The 17,450-nt window shown below is 66.5% G+C and carries 19 protein-coding genes; 13 read left to right on the top strand and 6 right to left on the bottom strand.

The features are described 5' to 3' along the window. Positions 1 to 8 precede the first annotated feature (8 nt). The 9 genes from FHD68_RS00580 to arsH all read left to right on the top strand — a co-directional run bounded on the left by FHD68_RS00580 (position 9) and on the right by arsH (position 9,297). On the top strand, positions 9 to 3,974 hold the full coding sequence (locus FHD68_RS00580) for a baseplate multidomain protein megatron (RefSeq protein ID WP_139084969.1): 3,966 nt from the start codon (positions 9 to 11) through the stop codon (positions 3,972 to 3,974). Positions 3,975 to 3,984: 10 nt separating this feature from the next. Next, positions 3,985 to 5,061, top strand: coding sequence for a DUF2793 domain-containing protein (locus FHD68_RS00575; RefSeq protein WP_127898521.1), 1,077 nt, complete (start codon positions 3,985 to 3,987; stop codon positions 5,059 to 5,061). Positions 5,062 to 5,080: 19 nt separating this feature from the next. Then, complete coding sequence (locus FHD68_RS00570; RefSeq protein ID WP_085378178.1) at positions 5,081 to 5,368, top strand: DUF6127 family protein; 288 nt, start codon at positions 5,081 to 5,083, stop codon at positions 5,366 to 5,368. 160 nt (positions 5,369 to 5,528) lie between these two features. Further along, positions 5,529 to 6,203, top strand: coding sequence for a YcbK family protein (locus FHD68_RS00565; protein WP_127898522.1), 675 nt, complete (start codon positions 5,529 to 5,531; stop codon positions 6,201 to 6,203). Further along, a complete protein-coding gene (locus FHD68_RS00560; RefSeq protein ID WP_127898523.1) occupies positions 6,200 to 6,457 on the top strand; it encodes a hypothetical protein in 258 nt (85 codons plus the stop codon). The genes FHD68_RS00565 and FHD68_RS00560 overlap by 4 nt, the downstream gene beginning before the upstream one ends. A gap of 231 nt (positions 6,458 to 6,688) precedes the next feature. After that, on the top strand, positions 6,689 to 7,030 hold the full coding sequence (locus FHD68_RS00550; RefSeq protein ID WP_127898525.1) for an ArsR/SmtB family transcription factor: 342 nt from the start codon (positions 6,689 to 6,691) through the stop codon (positions 7,028 to 7,030). Further along, the gene (gene arsC / locus FHD68_RS00545; RefSeq protein WP_127898526.1) at positions 7,027 to 7,464 is read left to right on the top strand and encodes an arsenate reductase (glutaredoxin); all 438 of its coding nucleotides are present in this window, start codon (positions 7,027 to 7,029) and stop codon (positions 7,462 to 7,464) included. Before FHD68_RS00550 ends, arsC begins: the two co-directional genes overlap by 4 nt. After that, positions 7,461 to 8,573: an ACR3 family arsenite efflux transporter gene (gene arsB / locus FHD68_RS00540; protein ID WP_127898527.1), complete on the top strand. Its 1,113-nt coding sequence runs from the start codon at positions 7,461 to 7,463 to the stop codon at positions 8,571 to 8,573. Before arsC ends, arsB begins: the two co-directional genes overlap by 4 nt. Then, complete coding sequence (gene arsH / locus FHD68_RS00535; protein ID WP_139084966.1) at positions 8,566 to 9,297, top strand: arsenical resistance protein ArsH; 732 nt, start codon at positions 8,566 to 8,568, stop codon at positions 9,295 to 9,297. The genes arsB and arsH overlap by 8 nt, the downstream gene beginning before the upstream one ends. Positions 9,298 to 9,371: 74 nt before the next feature. Here arsH and FHD68_RS00530 read toward each other — a convergent pair whose 3' ends face one another. The 6 genes from FHD68_RS00530 to FHD68_RS00505 all read right to left on the bottom strand — a co-directional run bounded on the left by FHD68_RS00530 (position 9,372) and on the right by FHD68_RS00505 (position 14,513). Then, positions 9,372 to 9,845 (bottom strand): DUF411 domain-containing protein, encoded by a 474-nt coding sequence (locus tag FHD68_RS00530; RefSeq protein ID WP_127898529.1) that lies wholly within the window; start codon positions 9,843 to 9,845, stop codon positions 9,372 to 9,374. Between the two features lie 36 nt (positions 9,846 to 9,881). Continuing rightward, on the bottom strand, positions 9,882 to 10,487 hold the full coding sequence (locus tag FHD68_RS00525; protein WP_127898530.1) for an SCO family protein: 606 nt from the start codon (positions 10,485 to 10,487) through the stop codon (positions 9,882 to 9,884). Next, positions 10,469 to 10,939: a copper chaperone PCu(A)C gene (locus tag FHD68_RS00520; RefSeq protein WP_127898531.1), complete on the bottom strand. Its 471-nt coding sequence runs from the start codon at positions 10,937 to 10,939 to the stop codon at positions 10,469 to 10,471. Before FHD68_RS00520 ends, FHD68_RS00525 begins: the two co-directional genes overlap by 19 nt. An 8-nt stretch (positions 10,940 to 10,947) precedes the next feature. Then, positions 10,948 to 11,538, bottom strand: a complete 591-nt coding sequence (locus FHD68_RS00515; protein WP_127898532.1) for an SCO family protein — start codon at positions 11,536 to 11,538, stop codon at positions 10,948 to 10,950. Positions 11,539 to 11,611: 73 nt separating this feature from the next. Continuing rightward, on the bottom strand, positions 11,612 to 12,283 hold the full coding sequence (locus tag FHD68_RS00510; RefSeq protein WP_127898533.1) for a methyltransferase family protein: 672 nt from the start codon (positions 12,281 to 12,283) through the stop codon (positions 11,612 to 11,614). A gap of 1 nt (position 12,284) precedes the next feature. Continuing rightward, positions 12,285 to 14,513 (bottom strand): heavy metal translocating P-type ATPase, encoded by a 2,229-nt coding sequence (locus FHD68_RS00505; protein ID WP_240542406.1) that lies wholly within the window; start codon positions 14,511 to 14,513, stop codon positions 12,285 to 12,287. 91 nt (positions 14,514 to 14,604) lie between these two features. On the opposite strand from FHD68_RS00505, the gene FHD68_RS00500 reads away from it, so the two are divergent. From FHD68_RS00500 to FHD68_RS00485, 4 genes are all read left to right on the top strand, one after another. Then, positions 14,605 to 15,039 carry a MerR family transcriptional regulator gene (locus FHD68_RS00500; RefSeq protein WP_139084963.1) on the top strand — a complete coding sequence of 145 codons (435 nt, stop codon included), beginning with the start codon at positions 14,605 to 14,607 and terminating at the stop codon, positions 15,037 to 15,039. Beyond that, positions 15,036 to 15,371, top strand: a complete 336-nt coding sequence (locus tag FHD68_RS00495) for a YnfA family protein (protein ID WP_127898535.1) — start codon at positions 15,036 to 15,038, stop codon at positions 15,369 to 15,371. Before FHD68_RS00500 ends, FHD68_RS00495 begins: the two co-directional genes overlap by 4 nt. 174 nt (positions 15,372 to 15,545) lie before the next feature. Continuing rightward, complete coding sequence (locus tag FHD68_RS00490) at positions 15,546 to 16,166, top strand: cation efflux transmembrane domain-containing protein (protein ID WP_089389210.1); 621 nt, start codon at positions 15,546 to 15,548, stop codon at positions 16,164 to 16,166. Between the two features lie 11 nt (positions 16,167 to 16,177). After that, a complete protein-coding gene (locus FHD68_RS00485) occupies positions 16,178 to 17,110 on the top strand; it encodes a cation diffusion facilitator family transporter (protein WP_089389211.1) in 933 nt (310 codons plus the stop codon). The last annotated feature ends 340 nt before the right edge of the window (positions 17,111 to 17,450 follow it).

The following is a 17,450-nucleotide window of genomic DNA, read 5'->3' as shown; positions in this document are numbered from 1 at the left end:
ACCCCGACATGGCAACGCTTGTTCTCGGTGCCGCCGGCGCCGCCATTGGCGGCAGCATCGGCGGCGCGATCCTCGGTGTCAGCGCCGCGACGATCGGCGGCTTCATCGGCTCCACCATCGGGTCGGTCGTCGACAGCTGGATCATCTCGTCGCTGGCGCCCACCCAGCGCATCGAGGGCGCGCGGCTCGACACCTTGCGCATCACCTCGGCCACCGAGGGCGCGGTGATCCCGCGGCTCTATGGTCGGATGCGGATGGGCGGCAACATCATCTGGGCGACCGATTTCCGAGAGGAGACGAAGACCACCACGCAGGGCGGCGGCAAGGGCGGCGGGGGCGGCAAGGTCAAGACCACCGAGTATCTGTACTACGCAAGTTTCGCCGTGGCGCTCTGCGAAGGTCCGATCACCGGCATCGGCCGCATCTGGGCCGACGGCAAGCCGATGGACCTCTCCGGCGTCACCTGGCGCTGGTATCCCGGCGACGAAACCCAGATCGCTGATCCGTTCATCGCCGCGAAGATGGGCGCGGCCAGCACGCCCGCCTATCGCGGCACGGCGTATGTCGTCTTCGAGGAACTGGCGCTCTCGACCTTTGGCAGCCGCCTGCCGCAGCTCTCCTTCGAGGTGTTCCGCCCGCTCGCCGATCCCGACACCGCCGAAGGGCTGACCCGCGCGGTCACCATGATCCCGGCCTCGGGCGAATTCACCTATGCCACGCAGGCGATCCGCAAGACCGATGGCGGCGCGACGCAGGCAGAGAACCTGAACGCGCTGGCCGACTCCACCGACATGGTGGAGGCGCTGGACCGGCTGCAGGCGATGGCGCCGGCAGTCGAGAGCGTCAGTCTCGTCGTCGCCTGGTTCGGCGACGATCTGCGCGCAGGGTCCTGCAAGGTGCGGCCGGGAGTCGAGGTGTCGGCCAAATCGACCACGCCCGCCACCTGGTCGGTCAATGGCGTCAGCCGCGCCAGCGCCTTCCTCGTCAGCCGGGATGCAGAGGATCGCCCGGTCTATGGCGGCACGCCGTCTGACTTCGCCGTGGTGCAGGCGATCCAGGAGATGAAGGCGCGCGGGCTGCGCGTCACCTTCTACCCGTTCATCCTGATGGACGTGCCGCCCGACAACGCGCTGCCGAACCCCTATTCCGACAACGCCGCCGAGACCGGCCAGCCCGCGTTCCCCTGGCGGGGCAGGATCACCTATTCCCCGGCCGCCGGTTTCGCCGGGACCGTGGACAAGACCGCTACGGCGGCCGCGCAGGTCGCGGCGCTGTTCGGCGCGGCCACGCCCGCGAGCTTCAGCGTCTCGGGTCAGTCGGTTTCGTGGACCGGCACGCCCGGCGACTGGGGCCTGCGGCGCATGGTGCTGCACTACGCCCATCTCTGTGCCGCGGCGGGCGGGGTCGACGCCTTCCTGATCGGCACCGAGATGCCGGGGCTGACCACCATCCGCTCGGGCGACAGCACCTATCCGGCGGTGCAGGCCTATCGGGACCTCCTTGCGGATGTCCGCTCGATCCTCGGGTCGGGGACGAAGATCGGATATGCGGCGGACTGGTCGGAGTATTTCGGGCACCAGCCGGGCGACGGCAGCGGTGACGTGTTCTTCCACCTCGACCCCCTCTGGGCCGATCCCGAGATCGATTTCGTCGGCATCGACAACTACATGACGCTATCCGACTGGCGGGACGGCTTCGAGCATGCCGATGCACAGGAGGGCTGGCCCGCGATCTACGACCGGGCCTACCTGCAGGGCAACATCGCGGGCGGGGAAGGCTTCGACTGGTTCTATGCCAGCGCGGCGGATCGCTTGGCGCAGGTCCGCACGCCGATCACAGACGGTGCGGCGGCCAAGCCGTGGGTGTTCCGCTACAAGGATCTGCGCGCCTGGTGGTCGAACCCGCACTACGACCGCTCGGGCGGGGTCGAGAGCGCAGCGGCGACGGCATGGGCGCCGCAGTCCAAGCCGATCTGGTTCACCGAACTCGGCTGCCCGGCCATCGACCGGGGCACCAACCAGCCCAACGTCTTCTTCGACCCGAAATCGTCCGAGAGCTTCACGCCGCATTTCTCGCGGGGCTGGCGCGATGACGCCATCCAGCGCGCCTATCTCGAGGCGACGTACCTCTGGTGGGGCGAGGCTGCGAACAACCCGGTGTCATCGGTCTATGGCGCACGCATGGTGCATGTGCCGGAATGCGCCGCCTGGACCTGGGACGCGCGGCCCTATCCGTTCTTCCCGGCGCTGACCGACGTCTGGACGGACGGGGCGAACTGGCGGCTGGGTCACTGGCTGACGGGCCGTCTCGGCGCGGTGTCGCTCGCGGCGCTCGTCCGCCACCTCTGCCTACGCGCCGGGCTGCAAGAGTCCCGGATCGACGTCACCGGGCTTTGGGGCGCGGTCGAGGGCTACGCCATCACCGCGCTGGAAAGCCCGCGCGCCTCGATCACCACGCTGTCGCGTCACTTCGGCTTCGACGCGGTGGAGACCGAGGGCGTGATCCGCTTCGTGATGCGCGGCCGAGCCTCCGTCGCCACCCTCGCGCCCGACGACCTGGTGGCCGCCCGCGAGGGCGATGTGCTGGAGCTGACGCGCGGCCAAGAAACCGAACTGCCGCAGGCACTGAAGTGGCAAGTCGCCCGCGCCGACGAGGATTACGATGCGGCCCTCGTCGAGGCGCGGCGCATCACCGTGGACACGACGCGCATCGCCTCCGAGTCCTTCCCGATGGCGGTGCCGCCCGAGGAGGCCGAGCGGCGCTGCCGCCGCGCGCTGATGGAGGCGTGGGTGGGGCGCGAGACGGCGGCGTTCCGATTGCCGCCCTCGCGCCTCGCGCTCGATCCGGCCGACGCGATCCGGCTCGCCCATGACGGGCGACTGGACGATCTGCGACTCGTCGCCATCGCCGACGCCGAGGCGCGCGGCATTGAGGCGGTCCGCCAGGACCGCGCGACCTACGATCTGCCGCCCGGCGATCCCCGCGCGGCGTCGCTGACGCGGGCCGTCGTGTTCGGCGCGCCGGATGCCGTGCTGATGGACCTGCCGCAGCTGACCGAAGATCAGCCCGCGCATCGGCCGCTGGTAGCCGCGCACGCGGTTCCCTGGCCCGGCGAGATGGCGGTGTTCCGCAGCCCTTCGACCGATGGCTTCGAGCTGCTGACGACGCTTGGCAGCCGCGCCCGGATCGGGGCGCTGGTCTCCGACTTCTTCGCGGGGCCGACGTCGCGCTTCGATCTCGGCAATGCGCTGGTGGTCGATCTGCTGACCGGCACGCTGGAAAGCGTCACGGACCTGACCCTGTTCGGCGGGGCGAACGCGCTGGCCATCGAGAGCGCGCCCGGCGTCTGGGAAATCGTGCAGGCGGGTGCGGCCGAGCTGCTGGCGCCGGGCCGGTACCGGCTCACCCGGCTCCTGCGTGGCCAGCGCGGGACCGAGAGTACGATGGGCAATCATGCGCCTGCTGGCGCCCGCGTCGTGGTACTCGACGACAGCCTCGCATCGCTGCCGATCGCTGAGGCCGATCTCGGTATCCCGTGGAACTGGCGCATTGGCCCGGCGAGCCGCCCCGTCAGCGACGAGACCTACGTCGCGCAGCCCTTCGCGCCCAAGGGCGTGGGACTGCGGCCGTTCTCGGTCGCTCATGTCGAGCAGCCATGGCGCACGCCGCGCAGCCCCGGCGATCTGACCATCCGCTGGACGCGCAGGACCCGCGCGCTCGCGGCCGACAGCTGGGGCGCGGTTGAGGTGCCGCTCGGAGAAGAGCTCGAAGCCTATGAGGTCGAGATCCTCGGAGGTGCGACCGTGAAGCGGGTGTTGAGCGCGACTTCGACGAGCGCGATCTACGCGGCCGCCGACCAGATCGCTGACTGGGGCGCGCCGCTTGGGCCGGGCAACACGCTCGCCATCCGCATCCACCAGCTCTCCGCCCTCGTCGGGCGGGGCGCGCCCAAGACCGTCACCCTCACGTTCTGAAGGCCATTCCATGTCCGACGCCACGACCCATCTTCTGCTGCCCTACATTCTGGCGGCGCAGGCCCAGAAGCACGTCACCCACAACGAGGCGCTGCGGATCCTCGACGGGCTCGTCCAGCTCTCGGTGCTCGACCGGGATCTGACTGCGCCGCCCGGCAGCCCCGCCGACGGCGACCGCTACATCGTCGCCTCCAGCGCCACCGGCGATTGGGCCGGCTGGGATCTGAATGTCGCGCTCTGGACGGACGGCGCCTGGCTGCGCCTGCCGCCGCGGACCGGCTGGCGGGCATGGGTCGAGGACGAAGGACTGCTGCTGGTCTATGATGGCGCGGGTTGGATCGGGACCACGCCTGCGACGCTGCAGAACCTCGCACTGTTGGGGCTGGGTACAACGGCCGACGCGTCGAACCCGTTCTCGGCCAAGCTCAACGCCGCGCTCTGGACCGCGAAGACCGTGGCCGAGGGTGGCACCGGCGATCTGTTCTACACCATGAACAAGGAGGCTGCGGGCGACGATCTCGGCCTGACGCTGCAGACCGGCTTCGTGACCAAGGCGCTGGTGGGGCTGTTCGGCTCCGACCGCTTCCGCCTCGCGGTCTCGGCAGACGGCAGCACATTTTTCGATGGGCTGAGCGTCGACAACGCGACCGGCATCGTCGACCAGCCGCGCCTGCCGCGGTTCAAGGCGTACACCAACTACGACAACTATGTCGGCGTCGGGACCTGGACGAAGATCGGCCTGAACAACACCGACTACAACGACCAGGGCGCCTTTGACGCCGCGAACAACCACTTCGTGGCGCCGGTGGACGGCACCTACCTCTTCGGCGCGACGCTCCTCTACAAGATCAACGCCAGTGCCACGGCGCGCATGCGCGGGCGGCTCGTGCTGAACGGCACGACGGAAATCCGCGGCTCCCTCGGCGAAATCTCCGCCACCCATGTCTCGCTCGCCACCGCGATCTGGCTGCAGACCATGGTGCCGCTCATCGCGGGCGATACCGTCGAGTTGCAGGGGTATTTCCGGGTCGCGGACGGCTACTTCGCCGCCGACCACACGTCCTTCTGGGGCTGCAAGATCGGCTGAGCCGCGGAAGGAGGATCCGATGACACCACCCCGATCCGAGGGCTTCGTGCGTATGCCTGACGCCGAGTTCGAGGCGATCCTGACCCGGGCGGCCGAGGAAGGCGCGAAGCGCGCGCTGGCCGATGTCGGCCTCGACGGCGACGAGGCGGCCCTCGACATCCGCGATCTGCGCTCGCTGGTCGACTGCATCCGGCTGGTGCGCCGCACCGCCATGCAGACCGCCGTTCGCATGATCACCACTGGCGTCATGCTGGCGCTGCTCGCCGGCATCGCCATCAAGCTGAAGATCTTCGGCGGCAGCCCGTAGCCGCGCACCATCCCCATTCATCGGCCCGCAATGACCCGCCCTCGTGGCGGGGTGAGCCGTGGTCTGCCTGACAGGCAGACGGGAAGGTCCAGTGGACCTTCCCGAGCGGCGAACGCACCGAGCCCTGCGAGGGGCCGGAAACTCGTTTTCGGAGGACCCCATGACGACGACATTCCACAATCATTGGCGCGACGTGCCGGAGAGCGCCTGGCGCTGGCCGAATTTCTCACCCGCCGAGATCGCCTGCCGAGGGACGGGCAAGCTGCTGGTCAACGAAGCTGCGCTCGACAAGCTGCAGGCGCTGCGTGACCGGCTGGGCAAGCCGCTGATCGTCCGCTCGGCCTATCGCAGCCCCGAGCACAACCGTGCCGTCGGCGGCGCGACCCGGTCAAAGCACATGGACGGCGCCGCCTTCGACATCGCCATGGCGAACCACGATCCCGTGGCCTTCGAGGCGGCGGCGCGAGAGGTCGGGTTCCTCGGCTTCGGCTTCTACCCCCGCTCGGGGTTCATGCATGTCGACCTCGGCCCCGCGCGCCAGTGGGGTGAGAGGTTCCCGGTCCGGGAGACGGTCTTCGCCGCCGAGACGCCGCCCGCCCGCGAAGTGCTGGCCGACAGCCGCACCATGAAGGGTGGCGGCGCTGCTGGTGTCGCGACGCTGGGCGCGGCCGGGGTCGAGGTGGCGAAGACCGTGTTGGCCGAGACCCAATCCGCAATCCTGCCGCTGGTCCCGTATCTCGACACGCTGCGCTGGGTGTTCATTGCCGTGGCGCTTTTCGGGATCGCGGTCACGATCTACGCCCGGCTCGACGACTGGAAGCGGGGGCGGCGGTGATCGCCGCGCTCCTGAGCGGGTTCGCCGCCGGCCCGTGGATGCGGGCAGCGCCGCGCTACGGCGCCATCGTCCTCGCCGTGCTCCTGTTCCTGCTTGCGCTTCGGCGGTCCGGCGAGCGAGCGGGACGCCTCGCCGAACGCCTTGCGACCGCGGAGAAAGCCAATGATGTCCAACGCCAGATGCTGGAAGCGGCGGCGCGCCGCCCTCGTGATCGCGACGAGCTTGCTAAGCGGCTGCGCGACGGCCGGTTCTGAGACGGGCGGCATCTCTGCATGCCCGCCGGTCGTGGAGTACAGTCGCGGTCTCCAGGCGCGTGCGGCCGACGAGCTCTTGCTGCTGCCGGAGCGCTCGGTGCTGGCGGAGATGATGAGCGACTACGTCGTACTGCGCGAGCAGGCATGGGCGTGCAGGGCCAGCGACGATCGGCGCTGAGCTGCCGCACTCGGGGGATTGATTGTCCCTTACATCTCCAATATTGTGGAGATATGGAGAAGAAAAATACCTTAGCGGCGCTGGCCGCGCTCTCGCAGGAGACGCGTCTCGACATCTTCCGCCTGCTGGTGGAGGCCGGCCCGGAGGGCCGAGCAGTGGGCCGGATTGGCGAGGCGCTCGATCTTCCCTCGGCGACCCTGTCGTTCCACCTCAAGGAGCTGAAGCATGCCGGGCTGGTGACCGTCCGGCGCGAAGGGCGCTCGCTCATCTACGCGGCCAGCTTCGACACCATGACAGGCCTGATCGATTACCTGACCCGTCACTGCTGCGCTGGCGATCCGGCAGCCTGCGGGATCGCTCCCCCGACTGCCGCCGCCCGGAAGGAGACCGCATGACCACCACGATCTATCACAATCCAAACTGCGGCACGTCGCGCAACGTGCTGGCGCTGATCCGTAACTCCGGCGAGGAGCCGGAGGTCATCGAATACCTGAAGACGCCGCCGGGCCGCGAGCGGCTCGTGGCCCTGATCGCCGCAATGGGCATTTCCGTGCGCGATCTCCTGCGCCGGAAGGGCACGCCCTTCGACGAGCTCGGGCTCGACGACCCGAAGTTCTCCAACGACGAGTTGATAGATCTGATGTTGGCGCATCCAATCCTGATCAACCGACCGATCGTCGAGACATCGCTCGGGACCCGGCTCTGCCGTCCGTCCGAGGCCGTGCTGGAGATCCTGCCGAATCCGCAGCAGGGCGAATTCCGCAAGGAGGATGGCGAGCTCGTGGTGGACGCCAACGGACGTCGCGTAAACGAGAGCGCCGCCCGATGAGCAACGACACCTATGCGCCCACGGCCGAGGCCATCGCGGCGCCGCCTGCCGGGATCGGCTTCTTCGAAAAGTGGCTCTCGGTCTGGGTGGCGCTCTGCATCGCCACTGGCCTGCTGCTCGGCAACGTGTTTCCAGGGCTGTTCGAGGTGCTGGCCGGGCTGGAGATCGCTTCCGTCAACCTCGTCGTCGCCGTCCTGATCTGGGCGATGGTCTATCCGATGATGGTGGCGGTCGATTTCGCGAGCCTGCGCCATATCGGCGATCGGCCGAAAGGGCTTGTGCTGACGATCGCGGTGAACTGGCTGATCAAGCCCTTCACCATGGCAGGGCTCGCCGTTCTGTTCTTCGAGGTCCTGTTCGCGGATCTGATTGCACCGGCCGATGCCCAGCAATACATCGCCGGTCTGATCCTGCTGGGGGCCGCTCCCTGCACGGCGATGGTATTCGTGTGGTCGCAGCTCACTCGGGGCGACGCCACCTACACGCTGGTGCAGGTGTCGGTGAATGACGTCATCATGATCTTTGCCTTCGCGCCGATCGTGGCGCTGCTCCTCGGCGTCACCGACATCGTCGTGCCGTGGGAGACGCTGATCCTTTCGGTCGGACTCTACATCCTGATCCCGCTCGCTGCCGGCGCCGCCACGCGCCAGTGGCTCGCGCGGGGACGGCGGGGCGCGGGCGCCGAGGCGGCGGTCGCGCGCTTCACGGCAGCGGTGAAACCCTTTTCGGTGGTCGGCCTTCTGGCGACGGTCGTGCTCCTCTTCGGCTTTCAGGGGCAGATCATCCTCGACCAGCCGCTGCTGATCGCGCTGATCGCGGTGCCGCTGCTCATCCAATCCTACGGCATCTTCGCGCTCGCCTATGCTGCGGCATGGGCCTGGCGCGTGCCCTTCACCGTCGCGGCGCCCTGCGCGCTGATCGGCACGTCGAACTTCTTCGAGCTGGCGGTCGCCGTCGCGATCAGCCTCTTCGGACTTCAATCCGGTGCTGCGCTCGCCACGGTGGTTGGCGTTCTCGTCGAGGTTCCGGTGATGCTATCGCTCGTCGCCTTCGCCAACCGGACGCGGCACCATTTTCCTGGCGATGACGGAGGCGCACGTCATGGCTGATCATCCTTTCCCGATCGAGGATCTGCCGAACGTCGATCCCGCGTCGCTCAGGCCGATCGACGTGGCCGCGCTCGCCGGGCCGGGCGCGCCCACGCATCCGCCGCGCATCCTGATGCTTTATGGCTCGCTGCGGGAACGCTCCTACTCGCGCTTCGCCTCGGAGGAGGCGGCGCGCCTGCTGCGCTGGTTCGGCGCCGAGACCCGCACCTTCAACCCTTCGGGCCTGCCACTGCCGGACGCGGAAGGTCCCGACCACCCGAGGGTCAAGGAGCTCCGCGACCTCGCGATTTGGGCTGAGGGCATGGTCTGGTGCTCGCCGGAGCGGCATGGCGCGATGACAGGCGTCATGAAGGCGCAGATCGACTGGCTGCCGCTGTCGCTCGGCGGTGTGCGGCCGACGCAGGGTAAGACGCTCGCCGTCATGCAGGTCTCAGGCGGCTCGCAGAGCTTCAACGCGGTCAACCAGATGCGCATCCTCGGCCGCTGGATGCGCATGGTGACGATCCCGAACCAGTCCTCGGTGGCGAAGTCCTGGGGCGAGTTCGACGAGGCCGGCCGGATGCGCCCCTCGCCCTACTACAACCGCATCGTCGACGTGATGGAGGAACTCGTGAAGTTCACCCATCTCACGCGCGACCGCTCGGCCTATCTGACCGATCGATACTCGGAGCGGGTGGAAAGCGCTGCAGAGCTGTCGAAGCGCGTCAACCAGCGCTCGATCTGACCGCGTGGGCTATGGAAGGCTAGCGGGCTCCTTGGACTGCAGCGGAATCGTTCTCTGGCCGGGTAAATTTCTGGTCAGGCTGCCTCGTAGCTGGAGAACACCTCTGTCGATCCGTCGCGGCGGATCAGAAAGACGTCATAGGCCTCGCGCTTATCCTCCGGACCCATGCCCGGTGAACCGTAGGGCATGCCGGGAACTGCCAGACCCACGGCGTCAGGCCGCTCCTCAATGAGGCGGCGGATGTCGGCAGCCGGCACATGGCCTTCAAGGACATACCCCCCAGCGTGTCCGGTGTGGCAGGACATCATCTTCTGGGGGACGCCATGGTCGAGCTTGTGGCGGATGAGCAGGGTTCCGTAAAGTTCCTCCTCGGTGACATCGAATCCTTCCGCCTGCAGGTACTCGGCCCACGCGGTGCAGCAGGCGCAGCCAGTGCCCTTGACCACGTGCACGGCCAGCGCGGCTTCAGCCCGCGCAGCGAAGGGAGCCACCAGAGATGCAGCGCAGGCGCCCAACACCAGGTCACGTCGAGATAGATTGAACGTCATTGGTTCTCCTTCGGCGTACGGCATTCGCTCTGGTTCTCAGCTCAGGGCGCGCCGGATTTTGGGAACGGCGTGCCGCCTGTCCTCGTGAAAGTCGATGATGCTCGCAAAGCGTCCTTCGGGATGGAACAGGAACACGCCGGCCGTGTGATTCATCGTGTAGTCTGCATCCTCTCGCGGGATCTTCTCATAGCGCACGCGAAAATCCTCCGCGGCCGCCCTGATCTGCTCTGGGTCGCCGGTCAGTCCGGTGATGCGGGGATCGAAGTTGCCGAGATACTCCGCCAGCACTTCCGGCGTATCGCGCTCCGGATCGACGGTGATGAGCGCGACCGTCAGGCGGTCGGCGTCGGGACCGAGATCCTCGAGCCAGCCCGATATATCGACCAAGGTCATCGGGCAGACATCGGGGCACCAGGTAAAGCCAAAGAACACCAGCGCCGGTCGCCCGACCCAGTCGGCCGGCACAACGGGCTCGCCGCGGTGATCGACCAGACGCCAGTCCATCGACGAGAGCGGCAGCGGCAGACGTGGATCTTGTTGAACGATCTCCCGATCACGGGTTCGCCACGCGCCGAGCCCGAGCGTGAACGCGAGGCCTCCGGCCACGGCACCGAGGCCGGCGATCACTGTGCGGCGTCGCATGCCGGCGCCTCCGCCCGCATCGACAGCACCTCGGCCGAAACCGTCAGCTCTCCGGCCTGCTCGAATGTCAGGGTGACAGGAAAGGACGCGCCTTCTTCCAGCGTCCGGGTCAGGCCCATCAGCATGCCGTGATAGCCGCCGGGGCGGAGCTCGACCGTCTGCCCGGCAGGCACGGGGACTCGCATGGCGTGCGGCATCGAAGCGACGCCATCCTCGACCGTTGTCTCGTGCAGCATCGGTTGTTCCGCGATCGGCGTTGAGATCGAGACCAATGCGTCGTCGGCTGCCCCCTCATTGCGGATCATCACGTACAGCACACCCGGCCGCTGCGTCCCGATAGAGGCACGCGACCAGACTTGCTCCACCGTGATATCGCCTATCGTGAAGGTCTCGCATGCTATGGCAGGGGGTGCGGCGATGAGAAGGGCCAGGATGATCGCCAATCTTTTCATTGTTTGCCTCACAATCTCGTCTGGAGATCGGCCAGAATTTCCGATGCTGGCGTCCCGTAGCTATACTGCCTGATCCAGTGGCCTTCTGGCCCGATCAGGTAAAGGGCCGAACTGTGCGACATGCTGTAGCCGTCGGGGGAGGCCTCGGCCTCCTGACGCTCGTAGAAAATCTTGAAGCTCTCGGCGGCGGCCCGCGTTTCATCCGCAGTGCCGGCAAGCCCGAGGATCGAGGGATGGAACGCCTCCGTGAATTCGGAAAGCCCCATCTGCCGATCGCGCTCGGGATCGATCGAAATGAACAGCGGCTGCACCTGCGCCGCGTCCTCGCCGAGCCCGTCCATCACCTGCGCCACCTCGGCCAGCGTCGTCGGGCAGACATCCGGGCAGTTGGTAAAGCCGAAGAAGACGAGAAGATACTTGCCCCTGAATTCCTCGCCCGTGCGCTCCCGTCCCGCAGCATCGGCCAAGGCAAAGCTCGGCTGAAAGGTCGCCGCTGCGACAGGCTCTTCGTTTCGCGCGCCGAGCATGAAGCCGGCAGTGCCGATCAGGACCAGCGCTACCGCTGCCCAAAGTGCGATCTGCAGTTTTCTCAACGTCATCTATTCCTTCGCCTCGATGCCATCGGAAGCCTTAGAGGCTTCGGCCTGTCGGGATTCAAGTTCTGCCGGCTCACTACCCGTTGATCTCGGCGATATGGGAATTGCGAGTGGATGCTGATTTTGATCCTTCGCCCCAGTGCCGAAAAGCGGCCCACCGAGGGACGCGCTCCCTGAATTCGTCGTATGGCCTGCCGAGCTCCTGGGAGAGCAGACGTTCCTCACTCCGTATTTGAGTGCTCGCCGATGCCCAGAACAGGAGAGCTGCCAACACCGTCGGGACAGAAGGAATGGCAAGGGCGATTCCGACGAGCAGCAGCAATTGGCCCAGAAACGTCGGGTTGCGGCTGATCCGATAGAGGCCACCGGAAACAAGTTCACCGATTGCGGCCGGATCGACACCCACACGCCAGGACGCCCCCATCGACATCTGAGCGGCAAAGGCGACCATCGCGCCCAGAATGGCGAGAAGGTGTCCGGCGAAGCTCAGAAGAGGCAGCCCACCGTCGGCCCAGAACGGGTCGGCGTTCTGGACTTGCGGAGATGCCAGCCAGATCAGTGGCCCGAGAAAGGCGATAGCGAAGGCGGCGCGGAAGCCCGCAGCGGCTAGCCGGTCGCGGCCGGTCGCCCGCCCGAACAGCCATATCGGCCGCCCCGCGGCCCGGGCCGCCGATACGCCGCCCCAGAAGAAGAGCGCGAGGTAGAGCGCAAAGACGGCGAGCGCCGACCAGCCGAACGGAGACAGCATCTCAGGTCTCCTCCGGATCGAAAGCGAGAAGCCGCAGCGCGTTCAGCGTGACGAGCACCGTCGCCCCGGTATCGGCGAGGATGGCGATCCAGAGCCCGGTAATGCCAAGGATGGTGGTCACCAGAAACACCGCCTTGAGGCCGAGCGCGATCGCCACGTTCTGCCTGATGTTCGCCATGGCTGCGCGAGCAAGGCGTATCTTGCCGGCCACGTCGGTCACCCGATTGCGCAGGATCGCGGCGTCCGCGGTTTCGAGCGCGACATCCGTTCCCGAGCCCATGGCCACGCCGATGTGGGCGGTGGCGAGCGCAGGGGCATCATTGATGCCGTCGCCCACCATCATGACATGGCCCGTGGCCGTCATCTCGCGGACCGCCGCGACCTTGTCTTCAGGCATCAGTTCGGCGCGATGCTCAATGCCCAGCCCAGCGGAAATGGCTGCTGCCGTGCGCCGGTTGTCGCCGGTCAGCATCACCGACGCGATGCCAAGCGCCTTGAGTTGCTGCACCGCGCGGGCGGCATCCTCTCGGGGTTCGTCCCGGAGCGCGACGAGTCCGACAAGCTGGCTCCGGCGGAAGACCGCGACGACGGTCTTGCCTTCATCCTCCATGCCGACCACCGCCCCACGCGTGCTGTCGTCCAACACACCGCGCTCCTCGGCGAACCGTGGAGAGCCTACCCAGGCGGGTTCACCCTCAACGACTGCCTCTGCCCCTTTGCCCGGGAGTGCTCTGGCGGCGGTCGCGGCCAGGGACGGCGCTCCCGCAGCTTCCGCGCGGGTCAAGATCGCTTCCGCCAGAGGATGGCTCGACCCCGCTTCGACGGCGGCAGCCAGCGCCAGCACCTCCGTTCCCGATCCCGAGATCGGCACCACGTCCGTGACGCGCGGCCGCCCGTAGGTCAGGGTCCCCGTCTTGTCGAATGCGACATGCGTGGTGGCCGCCGCGGCCTCGATCACGGCGCCTCCCTTCATCAGGAGTCCGCGCCGCGCGCCGGAAGAAAGCGCAGAGGCGATGGAAGCCGGCACCGAAATCACCAGCGCGCAGGGACATCCGATCAAGAGCAACGCGAGCGCGCGGTAGATCCAGGTATCCCAGGCTTGCGCGAACGCGAGGGGCGGAGTGATCGCCACCAGCACCGCAACCCCGACGACTGCGGGCATGTAGATACGGCTGAAACGATCGATGAAGCGCTCGACCGGCGCCCGGGCGCTTTCCGCTTCCTCGACCAGCCGAATGATACGGGCAATGGTGTTGTCCTCGGCCGACTTGGTGACCCGGACACGCAGCGCCGCCTCGGAATTGATCGAGCCTGCAAAAACCGGGGACCCCGGCTCCTTCAGCTTCGGCACACTCTCCCCCGTGACGGCGCTCTCGTCGACGCCCGAAGTGCCCTCGATCACCTCGCCGTCTGCCGGGACCCGGTCCCCCGGGCGCACCAGAACGATCTGGTCCACTTGCAACTGGTCGGCCGGTATCACCCGTGTCCTGCCGCCGATCTCGAGGAGCGCAGTCTTCGGCACCAGGCGAGCGAGCGCCCGGATCCCGTCGCGCGCCTTGTTCGCCGCCACGCCTTCGAGAACCTCCCCAACAGCGAAGAGGAAGACGACCAGCGCCGCTTCTTCTGCTGCATTGATGACGAGCGCGCCGGTGGCGGCGATGGTCATCAGCATCTCGATCGTGAACGGCATACCCGCTCGGGCGGACGCCACGGCGCGGCGCGCGATTGGCGCAACCCCGATGAGCGTGGCGAGGACGAATGCCCAGGTCGCCACGTCCTGGGAAGCGAGCAGTTTCACGGCCCATGCCGCCGCGAGGAGGAGCCCGGTGCCGATCACCAGTCTGCCCTTCGCAGTTCGATACCAACGCGAACCGGGCGCAGGGCCGGTCTCGGGCTCTGTCGATGCAGTGTCGGGCTCGAGTCCTGCGCCATCCCGCGAGCGGTCCGCACGGGACGCTTGCTCGCCCTCCGGCAGCACGAAGCGTTTTCGGTCGGGGCTCGATCCTTTCGCTGCGATCCCGTAGCCGAGCCGCTTGACGGTCGCCTCGATCTGATCGCGCGGCGTCTGCCCGTCGTCGAGGGTTAGCCGAAGCCGCTCAGTCATAAGCGCCACGTCGACGTCCCTCACGCCCGGCAAGCGTTCGACCGCACCCCGGACCTTGTTGGCGCAGGACGCACAGTCCATCCCGGAAACCGTCCACTCGTAGGTTGCACTGTCGCTCGCTGTCATCACGCCCTTCCACCCGCCCAGCGGGCGACGTTGTATTTACTGAGTCGGGAATGTAAGGTCTCTAGTAGCTATAGCTTCAAGAGGCAATCTGATGCTCACCATCGGAAAATTGGGTGAGGCGGCCGGCGTAAAGGTTCCGACGATCCGCTACTACGAGCAGATCGGGCTCCTGCCGGAGCCGGAGCGCAGCGCCGGAAACCAGCGGCTCTATGGGGATTCGGCGCTGGATCGGCTGGCGTTCATCCGCCACGCGCGCGAGCTTGGGTTTCCGCTGGACGCTATCGGGGACCTTCTGAGCCTCTCCGATGAGCCCGATCAATCCTGCGCAGCCGCCGACGTCATCGCGAAGAAACAGCTCACCGCCGTCAAGGCCCGGATCGCGCGGCTCACGGCGCTGAAGGCAGAGCTCGAGCGCATGATCGCGCAGTGCGCACAGGGCACCGTGGCCGACTGCCGCGTGATCGAGGTGCTGAGCGATCATTCACATTGCGCGCAAGACCACAGGACGTCCGGGGCCGCCGAATGACGGCGCTGCCGACCCTGGCGATCTATGCCGCCGCGGCTCTGGCGGAAATTGCGGGCTGTTTCGCGATCTGGGCTTGGTGGCGCCTCGGCGCCTCAGCGGTTTGGCTGGTTCCAGGCGTTGCGAGCCTGATCGCCTTTGGCTGGCTCCTGGCGCAGATCGACTCGGCCTTCGCCGGGCGCGCCTACGCAGCCTACGGGGGCGTCTACATCGTGGCGTCCGTGCTCTGGATGTGGCTGGCCGAAGGCGAGCGACCCGACCGCTGGGATCTCACAGGCGGCGTCGTTTGCCTTGCGGGCGCGGCCCTGATCCTGCTCGCCCCGCGCGGCGTCTAGACATAAATCCACGCGCAGCCCTTGAATCTCTCTGACTAGAGGAACTAGAACTGCCTCTCGGCCGATTCTTGGGCAGCAAGCTGCCTCTTTTCTGGCGGGGATCGAGTGGCTTGCGCATGCAGGGCAAATGAGGCCGCCTTGATCCGACGGCCAGCACGAACGGAGGCGAACCTGATGACCAAAGAACTGCCAAAGGATCCGGATGAACGTCAGCGCCGTACGCTCTGGACGGTTCTGCTGCTGAATGCGGCCATCGCCATCGGCTTTTTTGCGACAGGTGCATTGGGCGACTCCAGTGCGCTGATCGCCAACGGTCTGGACAACACCTCCGACAGCTTCGTGTACGCCATCAGCCTTTTCGCCCTGTCTCGTTCGGACAAATGGAAGCGTGCGGCCGCTAACGTGTCGGGGGGGCTGCTGCTGATCTTCGCGGCCGGTATCCTGATTGATGCCGTCCGCCGTTTCTACACCGGTTCCGAACCACTCGGCCCGCTCATGATCTCCATGGCGCTCATTGCCGCGGTCGTTAATGGCATCTGCATCTGGCTCCTTGGTCGGCTCGAGGATCCCGACGTGAACGTCCGAGCGGCTAACACATTTAGTCTCAATGACTTCATTTCGAACGGCGGGATTCTCGTCGCAGGCGGTCTGGTCTGGTTGCTGGGCAGCAATTGGCCCGATCTGGTGGTCGGTATCGCGGTCGCCGGCGTCGCCGCCTGGGGCGGTATCGAAATCCTGCGCGACGCGCATGGCGAGCACCACAAGGCGGTCCATCAAGATGACGGCAAGACTTAAGCGAGAACACGATGTCTCACGACCATGGCCACGCACATATCGACCCCAAGTCCGGCGACCGACGGGTTTCCATTGCGATCTGGGCGAACGCGCTTTTGACGGTCGCCCAGATCGTCGGTGGCATCCTGTCCGGCAGCCTCGCCCTGATCGCCGATGCGCTGCACAACTTCTCCGACATGGCGTCCCTCGTGATCGCCTTCGCTGCGCGCAAGATCGCGCGGCGGCCCGCTGACGAGAGGATGACCTTCGGTTACGGCCGCATCGAAATCGTCGCCGCTCTGATCAACTACACCACGCTGATCCTCGTTGGCTTCTATCTCATCTACGAGGGCGGCATGCGGATGATCGACCCGCCCCAGGTCGCTGGCTGGACTGTGGTCATCCTCGGCGGTGTCGCGCTGGTGGTGGACACGCTGACGGCGCTGCTCACCTATTCGATGCAGAAGGGCAGCGTGAACATCCGTGCCCTTTTCCTGCACAACCTGTCGGACGCCCTGGCATCGGTCGCCGTGATCGTGGGTGGCGCGCTGATCATCCTTTACGACATGCGGTGGGTCGATCCGGCGATCACCATCGGCATCGCGCTCTATATCCTCTACTTGGCTTTGACCGAGATCGGTGGGCCGATCCGGACCCTGATGCTCGGCAGCCCGCCGGACATCGACAACGACGCGGTTGTCGCCGCGATGCGTGGCATCGACGGGGTGGCTGACATCCACCACGCCCATTTCTGGCAGATGGAAGAGCATGCTGCTGCGCTCGACACACATGTGGTGGTCGAGGTGAATGCATGGGATCGCCTCGAGGACATCAAGCACGCGATAAAGCGGGCGCTTGAGAGCGAATTTGGCATCACGCACTCGACGCTCGAGTTCGAGCGACAAGATCGGGCCCACCAGAATGCTAGCCTCTATGGACATGGAGGAAAGGAGGATGCGGACTGATGCGAGCTGCAGTGTGGTAACGATCCCAAGATCGCTATAACGGAAACAATGACTTAGGGTGGAGAAGGTTGGATATCAGGCCCATCCCCTCCGCCATATTTCTTTCGTAACCTATTGTTATTAATTGCATTTACGCACCGGGGTTGGTTTTCTTCCCCCGAAAATTCCCCCATTTGCTCTGGGAAGGCCTTAGCTTTTGACAGAACTTGGCGGAAAACGTATCACGGCTGTAGGCCTCGTTTGACTCTTGGTTCATCTAGGCTTTGGCCTAGGGTCAGGATTCATAACCAGTAGATGACGAGGGCGGCTAGGGCGACGGCCGAAAGGAAGACCTTCGGGC

The sequence above is a fragment of the Paracoccus marcusii genome (assembly GCF_006151785.1).
Classification (GTDB): domain Bacteria; phylum Pseudomonadota; class Alphaproteobacteria; order Rhodobacterales; family Rhodobacteraceae; genus Paracoccus; species Paracoccus marcusii.
The sequence above is the reverse complement of the archived record's forward strand: the minus strand, read 5'-3'. Positions and strand labels throughout refer to the sequence as shown.

Excerpts from the sequence above, each read along its gene's own strand:
- FHD68_RS00580 (WP_139084969.1), top strand. The coding sequence starts at position 9 with ATGGCAACGCTTGTTCTCGGTGCCGCCGGCGCCGCCATTGGCGGCAGC.
- FHD68_RS00575 (WP_127898521.1), top strand. The coding sequence starts at position 3,985 with ATGTCCGACGCCACGACCCATCTTCTGCTGCCCTACATTCTGGCGGCG.
- FHD68_RS00570 (WP_085378178.1), top strand. The coding sequence starts at position 5,081 with ATGACACCACCCCGATCCGAGGGCTTCGTGCGTATGCCTGACGCCGAG.
- FHD68_RS00565 (WP_127898522.1), top strand. The coding sequence starts at position 5,529 with ATGACGACGACATTCCACAATCATTGGCGCGACGTGCCGGAGAGCGCC.
- FHD68_RS00550 (WP_127898525.1), top strand. The coding sequence starts at position 6,689 with ATGGAGAAGAAAAATACCTTAGCGGCGCTGGCCGCGCTCTCGCAGGAG.
- arsC (WP_127898526.1), top strand. The coding sequence starts at position 7,027 with ATGACCACCACGATCTATCACAATCCAAACTGCGGCACGTCGCGCAAC.
- arsB (WP_127898527.1), top strand. The coding sequence starts at position 7,461 with ATGAGCAACGACACCTATGCGCCCACGGCCGAGGCCATCGCGGCGCCG.
- arsH (WP_139084966.1), top strand. The coding sequence starts at position 8,566 with ATGGCTGATCATCCTTTCCCGATCGAGGATCTGCCGAACGTCGATCCC.
- FHD68_RS00530 (WP_127898529.1), bottom strand. The coding sequence starts at position 9,845 with ATGACGTTCAATCTATCTCGACGTGACCTGGTGTTGGGCGCCTGCGCT.
- FHD68_RS00525 (WP_127898530.1), bottom strand. The coding sequence starts at position 10,487 with ATGCGACGCCGCACAGTGATCGCCGGCCTCGGTGCCGTGGCCGGAGGC.
- FHD68_RS00520 (WP_127898531.1), bottom strand. The coding sequence starts at position 10,939 with ATGAAAAGATTGGCGATCATCCTGGCCCTTCTCATCGCCGCACCCCCT.
- FHD68_RS00515 (WP_127898532.1), bottom strand. The coding sequence starts at position 11,538 with ATGACGTTGAGAAAACTGCAGATCGCACTTTGGGCAGCGGTAGCGCTG.
- FHD68_RS00510 (WP_127898533.1), bottom strand. The coding sequence starts at position 12,283 with ATGCTGTCTCCGTTCGGCTGGTCGGCGCTCGCCGTCTTTGCGCTCTAC.
- FHD68_RS00505 (WP_240542406.1), bottom strand. The coding sequence starts at position 14,513 with ATGACAGCGAGCGACAGTGCAACCTACGAGTGGACGGTTTCCGGGATG.
- FHD68_RS00500 (WP_139084963.1), top strand. The coding sequence starts at position 14,605 with ATGCTCACCATCGGAAAATTGGGTGAGGCGGCCGGCGTAAAGGTTCCG.
- FHD68_RS00495 (WP_127898535.1), top strand. The coding sequence starts at position 15,036 with ATGACGGCGCTGCCGACCCTGGCGATCTATGCCGCCGCGGCTCTGGCG.
- FHD68_RS00490 (WP_089389210.1), top strand. The coding sequence starts at position 15,546 with ATGACCAAAGAACTGCCAAAGGATCCGGATGAACGTCAGCGCCGTACG.
- FHD68_RS00485 (WP_089389211.1), top strand. The coding sequence starts at position 16,178 with ATGTCTCACGACCATGGCCACGCACATATCGACCCCAAGTCCGGCGAC.